This is a genomic window from Staphylococcus kloosii, assembly GCF_003019255.1.
Taxonomy (GTDB): Bacteria; Bacillota; Bacilli; order Staphylococcales; family Staphylococcaceae; genus Staphylococcus; species Staphylococcus kloosii.
This window is the reverse complement of record NZ_CP027846.1, coordinates 223069-237663: the sequence shown is the minus strand read 5'-3', so window position 1 is coordinate 237663 and position 14595 is coordinate 223069. Positions and strand designations below refer to the sequence as shown.

The following is a 14595-nucleotide window of genomic DNA, read 5'->3' as shown; positions in this document are numbered from 1 at the left end:
ACATCACCTACATTTTATTTTTTAAACAGTAGCTGACTTTGTTTTACGTAATTTATCTACTGAGTTAACTAATACAGTTAATGCTTCACGAACTTCGTCTTCTTTACGCGTTTTTAAACCGCAATCTGGGTTAACCCAGAATAATGAACGATCGATTTGTTGTAAAGCACGGTCGATTGCAGTCGTAATTTCTTCTTCAGTAGGGATACGTGGACTATGGATATCATAGACACCAAGTCCAATACCTAAATCATACGTAATGTCTTCAAAGTCTTGAATTAAATCACCATGACTACGTGATGTTTCGATTGAAATAACATCAGCATCTAAATCATAGATAGCATGGATGATTTGTCCAAATTGAGAATAACACATATGCGTATGAATTTGTGTTGCATCTGCCACTGAAGACGTAGCAAGTTTGAATGAATGTACTGCTTTATCTAAGTAATCAGCGTGGTATTCAGAACGTAAAGGTAAACCTTCTCGTAATGCTGGTTCGTCTACTTGGATAATTTTGATGCCAGCGTCTTCCAAAGCTAATACTTCTTCGTTAATGGCTAAAGCGATTTGGTTTTGAACTTCTTCGCGAGGTAAGTCTACGCGTTCGAATGACCAGTTCAAGATTGTAACAGGGCCAGTTAACATACCTTTTACAGGTTTGTCAGTTAAGCCTTGCGCATATAATGTTTCTTTCACTGTTAAAGGTTCGTTCCATTTAACGTCTCCGTAAATGATTGGTGGCTTAACGGCACGAGAACCGTATGATTGAACCCAACCGAATTTAGTCACTAAGAAGCCTTGTAATTTTTCGCCGAAGAATTCAACCATGTCGTTACGTTCGAATTCACCGTGAACAAGTACGTCTAAACCAATGTCTTCTTGAATTTTAATCCAACGTGCGATTTCACTTTCTAAGAACTCATTGTATTCAGCATCTGTAATACGGTTGTTTTTCCATGCAGCACGTTGTTTACGTACTTCTTGTGATTGAGGGAAAGAACCGATTGTTGTTGTTGGTAAATCAGGTAAATTTAATTGTGCATCTTGTTCTTTACGACGTTCAGCAAATGGTGATTTACGAGAAGAACGTACGCTATCAAAGTCATATTCAAGATTTTTGAATGATTGATTTTGGAAACGTTCATAACGCGCTTTTAGATCATCAAATTTAGCACTGTCATTGTCATTAAATAGACGTCTTAAGGCATCTAATTCATCTAATTTTTCTGTCGCAAAGCTTAACCCCTCTGCGATTGATTCGTCTAACGTTTCATCATCTAGTGAAACTGGAACATGTAATAATGATGATGATGGTTGGATCACTAATTCAGTAGCGTAGTCTTGAAGTTTTTCGATTAATGATTGTTTTGCTTCTATGTCAGCTGCCCAAACGTTACGTCCATCAATAATACCAGCATATAATACTTTATCTTTATCTAAGTCACCTGCTTCAATTTGTGATAAATTGTAGCCGTTATCGTGTACAAAGTCTAAACCTAATCCTTTTACAGGTAAGCTGTTTAAGAATTTTAAGTTCACACGTTCAAAGTATGTTTGGATGACTAGTTTGTCAGCTACGCCAGCTTGTGCGAAGTAATCGTAAGCTTGACGTGTAATATCTTCAAAGTCTGCACTTGTATCAGTAACTAATACGGGCTCATCGATTTGAATATATTCTGCACCAGCGTCTACAAGCGATTGTAAAACTTCTTTATATAATGGTAATAGCGTTTCTACTTTTTCTTCAAAAGTTTGATTACCACCTTTAGAAAGTTGAACGAAAGTAATCGGTCCTACAATTACAGGATGAGCATTAACATTTAATGACTGTGCATAGTTAAAGCGCTCTAATAAAACATTGTGATTTAATTTTGGTTCTGCATTATCCCATTCTGGAACGATATAGTGATAGTTTGTGTTAAACCATTTGATTAACGCACTAGCTACGTGTTCTTTGTTACCTCTTGCGATATCAAATAATAAGTCGTTATTTACTTCACGACCTTGGAATCGTTCTGGAATGATATTGAATAATAATGATGTATCAAGAATATGGTCGTAAAGAGAAAAATCACCAACTGGAATACTGTCTAAATTGTAATTTTTTTGTAGTAATAAGTTCTCTTTGTGTAAATCAGTAAGCTGTTGGTTTAATTCATCAGCATTGATTTTATTTGACCAGTAACTTTCGATTGTTTTTTTCCATTCTCTTTTTCTACCTAATCTTGGGAAACCTAAATTTGATGTTTTAATTGTCATAATATTGCCTCCTGTGAATTTGAAGTGATCGATTTAGAGTATGCTGCAAGTTCCAGAGATAAGTCTGCACGTTGGAAAGGTGTGATGAGGTACAAGCCGTTAAAATATTCATGAACCGTATCGATAAGCTCTTTACATATTTCAATGCTCAACTCTCTTGTTTTATCTCTATCGTCTTTAACTGCTTCGAAGCGTGTAAGTATGTCTTCGGAAAGCTTAATGCCAGGTACTTCGTTGTGTAAAAATAATGCATTGTTATAACTAGTAATCGGCATAATGCCAATAAAGAATGGGACACCTAAATGCTTGGTTGCTTCATAAACAGTTTTAATTTTTTCTTTACTATAAACAGGCTGGGTAATGAAATAATCCATTCCGCTGTCTATTTTCTTTTCCAGACGTCTAATTGCACCGTCTAACTTTCTTACATTTGGATCAAATGCTCCTGCGATGTTGAAGTTTGTCTTTTTCTTCAGCGCATCACCATCAGTGTTGATACCTTGGTTAAAACGTTTAGCAATTTCTGTTAAACCTTTTGAATTTACATCGAATACGTTCATGGCACCTGGTAGATTACCTACTTTTGAAGGGTCACCGGTAATCGTTAAAATTTCGTTAACGCCTATGAGTGATAATCCCAAAAGATGTGATTGCAAGCCGATTAAATTACGATCTCGACATGTGATATGCACGAGCGGTTCGATATTATAGTTTTGTTTAATAATACTTGCCGCAGCAACATTACTAATACGTACAGTAGCTAATGAATTATCGGCAAGTGTGACTGCATCTATTTCGGCATTGTCTAGCTTTTGGATATTCTCGAAAAACTTGTCGGTATCTAAATGCTTTGGTGTATCTAACTCAACAATGATTGTAGCGTCACGTTTAACTTTAGCTGTTAAATTTTCTTTTGCAGACGTGGATTTTGTTGCGGTACTTTGTTTGGTAATAGGTACGACTTTTTTATTGTGAATAGGTGTTAAATCTTTAATAGAAGATTTAATGTAATGAATATGTTCTGGGGTTGTGCCACAACAACCTCCGATGAGTCGTACGCCTTCGTTTATTAACTTTTCGGCAACTTTTCCAAAGTATTCGGCATTATCGCTATACTTGAACTCACTGTTGTTTAAATCCAGTAAGCTAGCATTTGGATAACATGAAAGGTATGCATGTTCTGGTAATTCAATATGTGAAAATGTTTGTTGCATATGGTGCGGACCATGATGACAATTCAGTCCGACGACATCTGCGCCACTGTCGATAACTTGTTGTAAAGCATCATTAATCTTCGAACCATCACGTAAATAGTTAGTATTAGATGCCGTTAACTGGGCAATAATAGGGATATCATATTTGTTACGTGTTGCTTGTATAATGTTGGTTAATTCTTCTAAGTCGTAATATGTTTCGAACAGTAAGCCGTCGACGCCTTCTTCTATTAAAGTGTCTACTTGAATTTCTGTGTGATACAGTATCGCCGATAGACTTAATTCTTCTTGTCTAAGACCACGGAAACCCCCAACAGTACCTAAGATATACGTATCTTGTGAAGCGGCCTTTTTAGCAATTTTTACTGCCGCTTGGTGAATGTCTTTAACTTTATGTTCTAAACCAAAAGCTTTTAACTTTTCGAAGTTTGCGCCGTAAGTATTGGTTTGTATCACGTCTGCACCAGCTTCAATATATGTGCGATGAATACGTTCCACTCTTTCTGGATGACTTAGATTGTAAGCCTCGGGACACGTGTCTAATCCTTCAGAGTAGAGTATCGTGCCCATAGCACCATCAGCGACTAGTATGTTGTTCTTCAGTTTGTCCAATAGTTGTTGAGTCATTAAAAGCCTCCTTCAATGCATAATTCAAGTCAGCAATCAGTTCATCAGGATCTTCTAAACCAACACTTAATCTAAATAGACCAAAAGTGATATTACGTTCATCTCGAACTTCTTTAGGTACAGCGGCGTGTGACATTGTTGCTGGGTGTGACAGAATCGTTTCTACGCCACCAAGACTTACTGATACTAAAGGTAATGATAAGGCGTCAACGAAAGCTTGAGCTTTCGTTTCATCTTTTAAGCGAAAGCCTAAAACTGCGCCGCCATGTTGTGCTTGAGATAAATGTAATTTGTCATTTCCTGGGTAATAAACTTCAGCAATTTCATCACGTTGTTGTAAAAATGCTTCAAGTTTTTGTGCGTTATCTACAGATTGCTTAAATCTTACTGGTAATGTTTTTAAATGTTTTGCTAATGTCCAACTATCTTGAGCGGAAAGGGCAGTACCTGTACCGTTTTGTAATAGATAGAGTGCATCGGCTAATGTTTTATCGTTAGTAATTGCAGCGCCAGCAATAATATCGCTATGACCACCTAAAAATTTGGTAGCGCTATGTACAACGACGTCTGCGCCAAGTTCTAATGGAGATTGACCAAGTGGCGTCATAAACGTATTATCTACGGCTAAAAGTAAATCATGATCATGTGCAACTTTTGCAGCAGCACGAACATCTGTGATTTTAAACAAAGGATTGGATGGCGTTTCTATATATACTAATTTAGTGTTATCTTCGATAGCTTGTTCGATTTGTGAAATATCCGTTGTGTCTACAGTTGTAAAACGAATATTAAAACGTGTTAATATTTGTTCTGTTAATCGGAAAGTACCTCCGTAAACATCGTCAGGTAAAATGACGTGGTCGTCAGCGTTAAGCGTGAGTAACACTGCTGAAATAGCTGCGATGCCTGATGCATAGGCAAATGCATAACTCCCACCTTCAAGTTTGGCTAATTTTTCTTCTAATAATTTACGGTTGGGGTTACCACTTCTTGCATAGTCGTATTCTGCGCCACCACCTAAAACCTTTTGGTGGAACGTTGAAGAATCGTATAATGGTGGGTTTGCTGAATCGTAATCGTGTCCTCTATGTGAATCGAAAATCACTTCTGTATTTTTGGATAAACTCATGAAATCACTCCTACTTTCGCTTTATCTAATGCTTGAATAAGGTCTGCTTCAATATCTTCATAGTCTTCAACGCCTATTGATAATCTAATTAAATGTGCATCAATACCACGTTTATCTTTTTCTTCGTCTGGCATATCAACATGGGTTTGTGTATATGGGAAAGTGATTAATGTTTCAGTACCGCCTAAACTTTCGGCAAAGATACAAACTTTAATATTTTCTAAAAGTTTTTCAACGCTAAATGCTTTGTTAAGTCTTAAACTCAACATGCCTGTGCGACCACTGTATAAAACTTCGTCTATTGCCTCTAAGCTACTACATCGTTCAGCGAGTAATTTAGCATTATATTCGGAACGATCAAGACGTAAATGCAATGTCTTTAAGCCACGTTGTAATAAATAACTATCGATTGGTGATAATGTTGCGCCAGTCATGTTATGCAATGCGGCTAATTCTTCAGCCAAGCCTTCGTCTTTAACAGTTACCACGCCGCCGAGTACATCGTTATGACCACCAATATATTTAGTTCCAGAATGTAAAACGATGTCAGCTCCATCTACTAATGGTGTAGATAAATAAGGTGTTAAGAAAGTATTATCGATTATTGTTAACAAATCATGCTTTTTACTTAATACGTAGTAAGGTTCGACATCAACTTCAATCATTAGCGGGTTAGATATAGGTTCAATAAATAGGGCGCGTGTCTTGTCGTTAATGTTTTTAACTACTTCTTCATAATTTAGAAAATCAACGTATTTAAAGCGAATGCCATATTGTTGTTCATAAAAATCAAACAATCTGAATGTGCCACCGTATAAATCGAATGACACTAAAACCTCATCGCCTGGTTTGAAAATATTACAAACGAGTTGAATGGCCGCCATGCCACTTGATGTAGCAAATGAAGCAAGACCTCTTTCTAATTTGGCAAATGATTCTTCAAAGGCTGAACGTGTTGGGTTTTTAGTACGTGTGTAATCATAGCCTGTTGATTGTCCTAAGTGTGGATGTTGATAAGCCGTCGCTAAATAGATAGGATTAGCTAACGCGCCAGTGTGATCTTCCGTTAATGCGATTTGAGCAAGTTCTGTATTTTTCATCATCGATAACCTCCTTGTAAAAATAAAAAAGCTTCCGTCCTTTAAACCCGAATAAATCGGATGTAAAGGACGAAAGCTTGCTTCGTGGTACCACCTTAATTTGTTATTTTATTGCTAAAATAACCTTATCCAGTACGCGATCTGTTAAATAGAAAATTTGAATTGGAATGCCTGCGACAAGCAAAAATCGTATAAAAAAAGCTCACCTTATAATATATAAAATGAGTATTAACGAAATTGACGACGTATCGAATGATTCCAGTACGGCATTTAACAAATGTTAATACTGTAGCGCTATAACGGGCGCGCCCGGTGACACCTCATATTGGCATCAACACTCAAAGGCCATTTTCAAACTTTCTTTCTGTGTCTTCTTTCAGCATCTGAAGACTCTCTGTGTCAGCAGTGTAAGTTCTACTTTCCTTATTACTGTGTTTGTTTCGTATGAATTTCTTAATTGATATTTCATAGGTTACACATAATAAAAAGCTTTGTCAATAACTTTTCTGAAAATTATGATTAAACAAAATAATCTAACTATATTAAAACGTGAGAGAACTCTTTATTGGCGATACTTATATTACTTGTTCTACAGTTATAATTTACTTAAAATAAAATGAAGACATTTTATAAAGTAGGTGATGAACATCGTAAAGTCTGCAGATGAAAGACTACAGCTAGATGATGGTTCTGCAATACAACAGATAGATACTGATCAAATTAAACCCAATCCATATCAACCGCGAAAAACGTTTGATGATGCTAGACTAGATGATTTATCTCGTTCGATTCAACAACATGGCATCTTACAGCCCATCGTCTTACGTACAACAATAACTGGCTATCATATTGTAGTAGGGGAAAGACGTTTTCGCGCAGCAAAACTTGCGGAATTAAAACAAGTACCTGCAATTGTAAAATCATTATCTGACGAAGATATGATGGAATTAGCCATCATTGAAAATTTACAGCGTGAGGATTTAAATGCAATAGAAGAAGCCGAAAGTTATAGAAAACTTATGAATGATTTGCAATTAACACAGCAACAAGTGGCGCAGCGTTTGAGTAAATCACGCCCATACATTGCTAATATGTTACGTTTACTACATTTACCACCTACAGTTATGCGTATGATTCAACAAGGAGAATTATCAGGAGCGCATGGTCGTACGTTATTAGCACTAAAAAACACTACTGAAATTACCAAATTAGCGAAGCGTGCACGGCGTGAAGCCTGGAGTGTTAGATATTTAGAACAATATATAAGTGACAATAAGTCACCGGGAGAAAACCATAAACAACAAGATACTAAAACGAAACCAAAATTTATAAAACAACAAGAACGACAATTAAAAGAACAATATGGAACAAATGTAGCTATAACGACTAAGAAAAATAAAGGTCAAATCACTTTTGAATTTGCTTCTGAGGAAGAGTTTAAAAGATTAGTGCAGCAGTTAAACGAGAAGTATAAAAGATAAGTTTGAATGTACATACAAAATAACATTAAAATATAAATAAAAAACGAGTCTAGAACATAATATTGTTTCTAAACTCGTTTTTATATTGGCGGTAAATAACATAATAGAAAGTAAGATTATATTAATTTTTCCAACACTTGGATTTTATGACTAATAGCTAATAGTATTATTTAACTAGTTATATAGTCGCCTCCGTTAATGTGTATCACTTGTCCAGTAATATATGAACTATCTGCGTCACTAGCTAGGAATACATAGGCAGGTGCTAATTCGGCTGGTTGACCACGACGACCCATTGGTGTTTCGCCACCTTGGTTTTCTACTTTATCTTCTGAGAAAGTAGCAGGGATCAATGGTGTATAAATTGGTCCTGGAGCTACTGCGTTCACACGAATGCCTTTTTCATTTAAAGCTGTTGCTATTGAACGTGTGAAAGAGACGATTGCACCCTTTGTAGCAGAATAATCGATTAAATGTCCTGATCCGCGATAAGCCGTAACGCTAGTAGTGTTAACAATTGCATCGCCTTTGGAAAGGTGTGGTTCTGCGGCTTGAGTAAGGAACATCATACCGAAAATATTAGTTTCAAAAGTCTCTTTAATTTGTTCTGGCGAAATATCCGCAAAACTATCTTGAGGGAATTGGACGCCACCATTATTAACTAAAATGTTTAATTGACCGAAATCGGCTACGACATCTTTGATTAATTGTTGTGAGTCTTCTACTTTTTTTAAATCATGGGCATACGCTTTTGCTTTTACACCTAATGCTTCAACACGTTCTACTACGTTTTTAGCGTCTTCGTGTTCGTCATAGTAACCGATCGCAACATTAGCGCCTTCCTTAGCGAATAATATTGCTACAGCACGTCCAATACCTGAATCGCCACCTGTAACTAGGGCCACTTTGCCTTTTAATTTGCCACCTGCAGCATAATCATCTAATTCTGTAATAGGTTTTGGCTTCATATCTTTTTCAATACCAGGTTGTCTATCTTGTGTATAACCTTTTATTTGTTTATGAAAATCTAATAAATTCATACATGTTCCTCCTTAAAGGTATTATTGGGTTCATCTATATATGAGTCAGTCATCTAACTGACTTTGTTATGGATAATATCGGAAGTTGTTCCATAATAGTGTTATTGCCGTTAAAATAATATTTAAACAAATAATATTTTGAAATACTTAATAATTTTTATGTTTTTTGAAGGGGTATTTCTATAATTCAACTTAATTAAAAACAAAGGGTGAAAATGATTTTATGTACTAGTAATATAACGTTTTTAAGACGTCGGGGTCACTGAGGTTACTAAGAGGGAAGTCTGACCTATAAAGGTGAACAGCATTAAATAAGCCCATTATCATTAGAAGATAACGGGCTAGTAGTTAATATATTAAGATGAAAGCAGTCAAATTTATTTGTAGGAAAATTACCTTAATAACGTTAACTTAATAAAATATTAGAATAAATAAAGGTATAAGAATCGAACTTAGAATTGCGGTTAAAATCATACCGATTGAGCTATAGGCACCTGATTCGAAATCATATTCTAGTGCTTTTGCTGTTCCAAATCCATGTGAAGCATTACCATAGGATAAACCTCTAGCAATAGATGATTTGAATTTCGCAATACTTATTAAATATTCGCCGGCCATACTGCCTAATAACCCAGTAGCCATAATAAATAATACAGTTAACGTTTCGTTGCCACCTAATTGTTGTGATACTTGAATACCCACAGCAGCAGTAATCGATCTTGGTAACATCGTAATTATAGTTAATTTTGAAAAGCCTAATATTTTTAATGCGCCATAAACGATTAAAAAGTTAATAAAAACAGCCGTAAGTACACTAGTGAAAATGACTGGGGCATGTTTCATAATCTTGTGGCGATGTTGATATAATGGCATAGCTAAACTTACAACAGAACAACTAAGTAGGTAATTAATCCATTTACCGCCAAGCATGTAATCATCATAGTCTTGTCCGAATAATAGCAGCACAATGATTATAAATAGCGCCGTTATTAAAGCAGGGTTGAGTAATGGGTTTCTAAAACGAGCTTGTAGTTTTGTTGATAAAAAGAAAACTACAATCGTTAAAACAATCATTAATATAGTTTTCAACAGTATCATTTCGTATATTCATCTCCATCATCAGTTTTGGCAATCATTTTTTCTGCGATATAACCAGAAATTAAGGCCACACAACAAGTTCCAACAATAATTACAATGATAAATGCTATGAATTTCATACTTATGACAGAACCGATATTCATTGCACCTACGACAGAAGGTACAAAGTAAAATATCATAGTAGAAAGTAAGAAACTCGCTGCGCCTTCAACCATGCGAAGTGGAATAATTTTAAATTGTAATAATAAGAAAAATAAAATCAGTCCAACGATACTGCTCGCTATAGGGATATGTAATACTTTTTGAATAACATTACCTATATATGTAATAACAATAATGAGTATAAATTGTAATAAGATGATCAGCGCTCTTTGTATATATTTCATAAACAGTCCTCCTACAAGACGTGCGCTATTTTAATTGAATTATTATTTAATGATAGCAAAGATTAAAGAGCAGTAGTGGCTTTACGCAATAGAAATTTTAAAATTTTTCGACTTTAAAGACTCAAATTATTTCCACGGGAATATTTTGAGCAATTTGTAATCCTAAAGTATATATATGTTAACGTAATGATAATAAGAGTTAACGGAGGAATTATTTAAAGTGGATAATTTTATCGCAATTAGCGCACTCGTTTATGGGGCTTTCTTTGGTGCATGCTTTTTATATTTAAAAAGTGATGCATCTAAACGTTTAAGTGAAGAAAAAAGAGAAACTGTTTGGACGTACATGCTTGCAGTAACCAGTGTATTGTTAGTAATATTTGCAGTTATATCGATAGCTGATATTTTTGGATGGGTAAAAAATGGTCAACCATTATTATTATTCGGTATAGCGATGTTACAATTGTGTAGTCTTGAAAATGACTATTATAAATTTAAAACTAGACTTTTCTATTTACTAATAGGGCTCGTAATACTTGTAGGTAATTTATTGATTGTAATACTTTAATCCTCATTACTTGGTAGTGCCAAGTATGAGGATTTTTTTATGACTGGTTAATTGTCGCCATACGTTCATTAAGCGTGTCGAATGAAATTTTATTTTTGGAGAATAAAGCAAATTGAACGTATAACTGTTCGTTTTTCGTAAGTTCTCGATCATATATTTGTGTAACACGTTGTTGTTCATTGTCTAAAGGCGTTAAGACGTTATGTCTATGTTTAAATGCGTCATAATAACGGATGCCGAAAATACGTTGTGATTTTGCATTAATATGAATACCGTCCGGGTTAGCTTGTAAACCTTTGCCAGTAGCAAAATAACAATTAGACTCACTAGTACAAACTTCTTCAAATATTTTATTTAGTTTGGCATACTCTGGTGCAGACTGCCCGAAACCTGATGTCCCTAAATAATCACCAAGCCCACCAATTATAAATGGTAATGCTTCGTTGCCGAGTTCATTTCGAAAATGATGTATTAAAGAAACAAGTTTATCTTTATATTGTTTAAAATTACCATTGTTACTATCAGATTCACCTTGATGCCATAATATACCTATTAATTCACTCGTTTCCATAGCAAATTGCGCTTCAGAAATAGCATGTCTAGTTAACGGCTGGTCTGCGGACCAATCATCTATTGAAGTTCCACCATCTGCACAAGGAATTAAGCCTAATGTTTCGTGAGGATGTGCTGCAGTCCATTCGGCTGCAAAAGATGCAGCAGGTCCAACGCCAGCAACTGAACGATCGTTATGGATTGGCTCATCCATAAATTGCCAACGCCCGTTTTTAAGTACTTTAATATTTTCATTAATAATTGGTGGCACATCGTCTAAAAATCCTCTGCCTGCCATATTTGATTGTCCTATTAATAAAATAGATTTCATATGTTTGAACTCCCTTCGTGAATATTAAAGCTTTGTTTATTAGTAGCGTTTATTATACGCATTGTCTAAAGTTAAATAAAGTTTGTTTAATGTGTAATTATAAATTATATAAACGCGACACTTGAATTATTCATTATGAGTAATATAATGAAAATGTAACGTGATGAAATTGCTTTTAACTTCTTAAAAGAAGTAGGTGAACCACATAGAAATGCAAAAGAATGAACAAGCATTTGCGAATCTCGTACGTTCATATCGTAAAAAGCATATCGGTAAAGATCCTGAAAAAGTCGAAGTCACTTTTAAAGGGAGTTGGGCAATTGCTTATATGACTGGTGCTTTAAGTAAAGTTGATAACTTTTACTTAAAAGACGCACGTAATGAAGAGATGTTACGCTATGCACGTACAGAAGTAATCAAACAATTATATGACGAGATAAATCCAGATGAAATGGAAGAACTTGTCGACGCAAAATTTATAAAATTATTTACAGATGTTGATTTGGCTGATGATGAAGTTGTATCAATATTTGTTTTCGATAAATCAATAGAATAAGCTAGCTGGTGTAAGGTACCTGGTGCTGTTTGCTATCTACGCTTTGAATAGACACTATTCAAGGAGGTGGTATGTGCAAACGGCGTCAGGTATTTTTTAATGCGCAATTTTTTACGCATTAAACGTAAACGTTATAAGTGCTCTAGAATAAAAAATAATTTATAGGAGTGAAGATAATGAAAATAGTAGCATTATTCCCAGAATCAGTTGAAGGAGAAGAAAACCAAACACTTAACACGAAAAAAGCGATTGGTTTAAAACCATTTTTAGAAGAAAAAGGACATGAATTAGTTATATTAACAGATAATGAAGCGGATTTAGATAAACATTTAGCAGATATGGATGTAGTTATCAGTGCACCATTTTATCCAGCTTATATGACAAGAGAACGTATTGAAAAAGCACCTAACTTAAAACTAGCAATCACAGCCGGTGTAGGTTCTGACCATGTAGATTTACAAGCAGCAGGTGAACACAATATTGGTGTTGTTGAAGTAACTGGAAGTAATACAGTAAGTGTTGCTGAACATGCAGTTATGGACTTGCTTATTTTACTACGTAACTATGAAGAAGGACATAGACAGTCTGAAGCAGGTGAATGGAACCTTTCTAAAGTAGGTAATGACGCGCGTGAACTGCAAAATAAAACAATTGGTATCTTTGGATTCGGTAGAATAGGACAACTTGTGGCAGAGCGTTTAGCACCATTTAACGTTACAATTCAACACTACGATCCAATAAATCAAAAAGATAATGAACACTCTAAATTTGTAGAGTTTGAACAACTTGTTGCTACAAGTGACGCTATTACAATTCATGCACCATTGACTCCAGACACAGATAATTTATTCAATTATAACGTTTTAAGTAAAATGAAAGACGGTAGCTATTTAGTAAACACAGCACGTGGTAAAATTGTTAATACAGATGATTTAGTAGAATTATTAGAAGCTAAACACATCCAAGGTTATGCAGGCGATGTATGGTTCCCTCAACCAGCACAAGCTGATCATCCATGGAGAACAATGCCAAGAAATGCTATGACTGTGCACTATTCAGGCATGACGCTAGAAGCACAAGAACGTATTGAAGATGGCGTTAAAAATATCTTAAATCGTTTCTTCAATAATGAGCCATTCCAAGATAAAGACATTATCGTAGACGGTGGCCAAATCACTAGTAAAAGTTATAAAACTAAATAAAATTTAGGAAATAAGAAATGCCCGGCAAAGCTAAAGCTTTGCCGGGTTGTTTTATTGCAATTTAGCAGGTTGTTTATTTAGAGATTCTTTACATTTAACTGCAATTTTTTGGGCAGCTAAACCATCTTCTATAGAACATAAAACATCACCATCATTTTTAATAGCATCTATAAAATAATTCATTTCGACTTCATATGCCTCTGAGTATCTTTCTAAAAAGAAGTAGGGCGGATTTTGTGTCGAAATACTATCTGCTTTATGGAAAGTTAGCGTAGAAGATTGTGTGTTATCAACACTAATTAATCCATTGTCACCGAGTATTTCTACTCTTTGATCATAACCATAAACACTACGGCGACAATTTTCAATTACCGCTAATGCACCATTTTCAAATTTCAAAGTGATGATAGCAGTATCGATATCATCATACTGTTCAATTTCTGGACTTATCATAGCGCCACCACTGGCGTAAACTTCAGTAACTTCTGAGTTCATTAAATAACGAGCCATATCAAAGTCATGAATCGACATGTCCATGAATAAACCACCTGAATTTTTAACGTATTCTAATGGTGGTGGTTCTGGGTCTCTTGAGGTAATTCGTAATGTTTGAATATTTCCCAGTTCTCCATCTGAGAGACGTTCTTGTAATAGCTTGAAGTTTTTATCGAAACGTCTATTGAAACCCATTTGTAGTTTGATATTTGATGCTTTAACAGCTTCTACAGCTTCTTCTGCTTCACTGAGTGATAAACTGATAGGTTTTTCACAAAAAACATGTATTCCTTTTTTACAAGCATCTTTAATAATATCAACATGCGTATTTGTCGGAGAACATATTATAATAGCGTCGATTTCAGGATCGTTCATTATATCTTGATAATTTTTAGTTTTATTACTGATATTTGATTCTTTAATCCAATCATCTAGCTTGTCACAAAATAAATCTGAAATCCATTTAATATTAATATCTTTTCTTTGTTTTAAATAATTAACGTGAAGGCGACCTATACGGCCAGCCCCAATAACTCCTACATTTAACATAATTA

General features: G+C 35.0%; 13 protein-coding genes and 1 other annotated feature. Of the genes, 4 read left to right on the top strand and 9 right to left on the bottom strand.

What is annotated here, in order from left to right:
* Positions 1 to 21 precede the first annotated feature (21 nt).
* Genes metE through C7J89_RS01235 form a run of 4 tightly spaced genes read right to left on the bottom strand, consistent with a single transcriptional unit; the run spans position 22 to position 6332 of the window.
* A complete protein-coding gene (gene metE, locus C7J89_RS01250) occupies positions 22 to 2265 on the bottom strand; it encodes a 5-methyltetrahydropteroyltriglutamate--homocysteine S-methyltransferase (RefSeq protein WP_103295155.1) in 2244 nt (747 codons plus the stop codon).
* Positions 2259 to 4103 (bottom strand): bifunctional homocysteine S-methyltransferase/methylenetetrahydrofolate reductase, encoded by a 1845-nt coding sequence (locus C7J89_RS01245; protein ID WP_103295156.1) that lies wholly within the window; start codon positions 4101 to 4103, stop codon positions 2259 to 2261. Before C7J89_RS01245 ends, metE begins: the two co-directional genes overlap by 7 nt.
* The gene (gene metC, locus C7J89_RS01240; protein WP_103295157.1) at positions 4054 to 5232 is read right to left on the bottom strand and encodes a cystathionine beta-lyase MetC; all 1179 of its coding nucleotides are present in this window, start codon (positions 5230 to 5232) and stop codon (positions 4054 to 4056) included. The genes C7J89_RS01245 and metC overlap by 50 nt, the downstream gene beginning before the upstream one ends.
* On the bottom strand, positions 5229 to 6332 hold the full coding sequence (locus tag C7J89_RS01235) for a PLP-dependent transferase (RefSeq protein WP_103295229.1): 1104 nt from the start codon (positions 6330 to 6332) through the stop codon (positions 5229 to 5231). The genes metC and C7J89_RS01235 overlap by 4 nt, the downstream gene beginning before the upstream one ends.
* A 62-nt stretch (positions 6333 to 6394) precedes the next feature.
* Positions 6395 to 6771: a binding site (T-box leader), on the bottom strand.
* 208 nt (positions 6772 to 6979) lie between these two features.
* Between C7J89_RS01235 and C7J89_RS01225 the strand changes: the two genes are divergently transcribed.
* Positions 6980 to 7813, top strand: a complete 834-nt coding sequence (locus C7J89_RS01225) for a ParB/RepB/Spo0J family partition protein (protein WP_172459027.1) — start codon at positions 6980 to 6982, stop codon at positions 7811 to 7813.
* Positions 7814 to 7983: 170 nt separating this feature from the next.
* On the opposite strand, the gene C7J89_RS01220 is transcribed toward C7J89_RS01225, so the two are convergent.
* The 3 genes from C7J89_RS01220 to C7J89_RS01210 form a co-directional block, all read right to left on the bottom strand.
* The gene (locus C7J89_RS01220; RefSeq protein ID WP_103295159.1) at positions 7984 to 8853 is read right to left on the bottom strand and encodes an SDR family oxidoreductase; all 870 of its coding nucleotides are present in this window, start codon (positions 8851 to 8853) and stop codon (positions 7984 to 7986) included.
* A gap of 411 nt (positions 8854 to 9264) precedes the next feature.
* Positions 9265 to 9951, bottom strand: coding sequence for an LrgB family protein (locus tag C7J89_RS01215; RefSeq protein ID WP_103295160.1), 687 nt, complete (start codon positions 9949 to 9951; stop codon positions 9265 to 9267).
* Positions 9948 to 10337, bottom strand: coding sequence for a CidA/LrgA family protein (locus C7J89_RS01210; protein ID WP_103295161.1), 390 nt, complete (start codon positions 10335 to 10337; stop codon positions 9948 to 9950). Before C7J89_RS01210 ends, C7J89_RS01215 begins: the two co-directional genes overlap by 4 nt.
* A gap of 220 nt (positions 10338 to 10557) precedes the next feature.
* Here C7J89_RS01210 and C7J89_RS01205 point away from each other — a divergent pair, with 220 nt between their 5' ends.
* Entirely contained in the window at positions 10558 to 10905 is a 348-nt protein-coding gene (locus C7J89_RS01205; protein ID WP_103295162.1) for a hypothetical protein, read from the top strand.
* A gap of 37 nt (positions 10906 to 10942) precedes the next feature.
* On the opposite strand, the gene C7J89_RS01200 is transcribed toward C7J89_RS01205, so the two are convergent.
* Positions 10943 to 11788: a sialate O-acetylesterase gene (locus tag C7J89_RS01200; protein ID WP_103295163.1), complete on the bottom strand. Its 846-nt coding sequence runs from the start codon at positions 11786 to 11788 to the stop codon at positions 10943 to 10945.
* A 196-nt stretch (positions 11789 to 11984) separates the two neighbouring features.
* On the opposite strand from C7J89_RS01200, the gene C7J89_RS01195 reads away from it, so the two are divergent.
* Together C7J89_RS01195 and C7J89_RS01190 are read left to right on the top strand one after the other, a co-directional pair.
* The gene (locus C7J89_RS01195; RefSeq protein ID WP_371860681.1) at positions 11985 to 12344 is read left to right on the top strand and encodes a Na-translocating system protein MpsC family protein; all 360 of its coding nucleotides are present in this window, start codon (positions 11985 to 11987) and stop codon (positions 12342 to 12344) included.
* Positions 12345 to 12520: 176 nt separating this feature from the next.
* The gene (locus C7J89_RS01190; protein WP_103295165.1) at positions 12521 to 13546 is read left to right on the top strand and encodes an NAD-dependent formate dehydrogenase; all 1026 of its coding nucleotides are present in this window, start codon (positions 12521 to 12523) and stop codon (positions 13544 to 13546) included.
* Positions 13547 to 13597: 51 nt separating this feature from the next.
* Here the strand turns inward: C7J89_RS01190 and iolG are convergent, their stop codons facing one another.
* Positions 13598 to 14590, bottom strand: a complete 993-nt coding sequence (iolG, locus tag C7J89_RS01185; protein ID WP_115206188.1) for an inositol 2-dehydrogenase — start codon at positions 14588 to 14590, stop codon at positions 13598 to 13600.
* Positions 14591 to 14595 lie beyond the last annotated feature (5 nt).

Bases quoted from the DNA above. Each gene is read 5' to 3' on its own strand.
- C7J89_RS01190 (WP_103295165.1), top strand. From the start codon at position 12,521: ATGAAAATAGTAGCATTATTCCCAGAATCAGTTGAAGGAGAAGAAAAC.
- iolG (WP_115206188.1), bottom strand. From the start codon at position 14,590: ATGTTAAATGTAGGAGTTATTGGGGCTGGCCGTATAGGTCGCCTTCAC.
- C7J89_RS01235 (WP_103295229.1), bottom strand. From the start codon at position 6,332: ATGAAAAATACAGAACTTGCTCAAATCGCATTAACGGAAGATCACACT.
- C7J89_RS01210 (WP_103295161.1), bottom strand. From the start codon at position 10,337: ATGAAATATATACAAAGAGCGCTGATCATCTTATTACAATTTATACTC.
- C7J89_RS01200 (WP_103295163.1), bottom strand. From the start codon at position 11,788: ATGAAATCTATTTTATTAATAGGACAATCAAATATGGCAGGCAGAGGA.
- C7J89_RS01220 (WP_103295159.1), bottom strand. From the start codon at position 8,853: ATGAATTTATTAGATTTTCATAAACAAATAAAAGGTTATACACAAGAT.
- metC (WP_103295157.1), bottom strand. From the start codon at position 5,232: ATGAGTTTATCCAAAAATACAGAAGTGATTTTCGATTCACATAGAGGA.
- C7J89_RS01215 (WP_103295160.1), bottom strand. From the start codon at position 9,951: ATGATACTGTTGAAAACTATATTAATGATTGTTTTAACGATTGTAGTT.
- C7J89_RS01245 (WP_103295156.1), bottom strand. From the start codon at position 4,103: ATGACTCAACAACTATTGGACAAACTGAAGAACAACATACTAGTCGCT.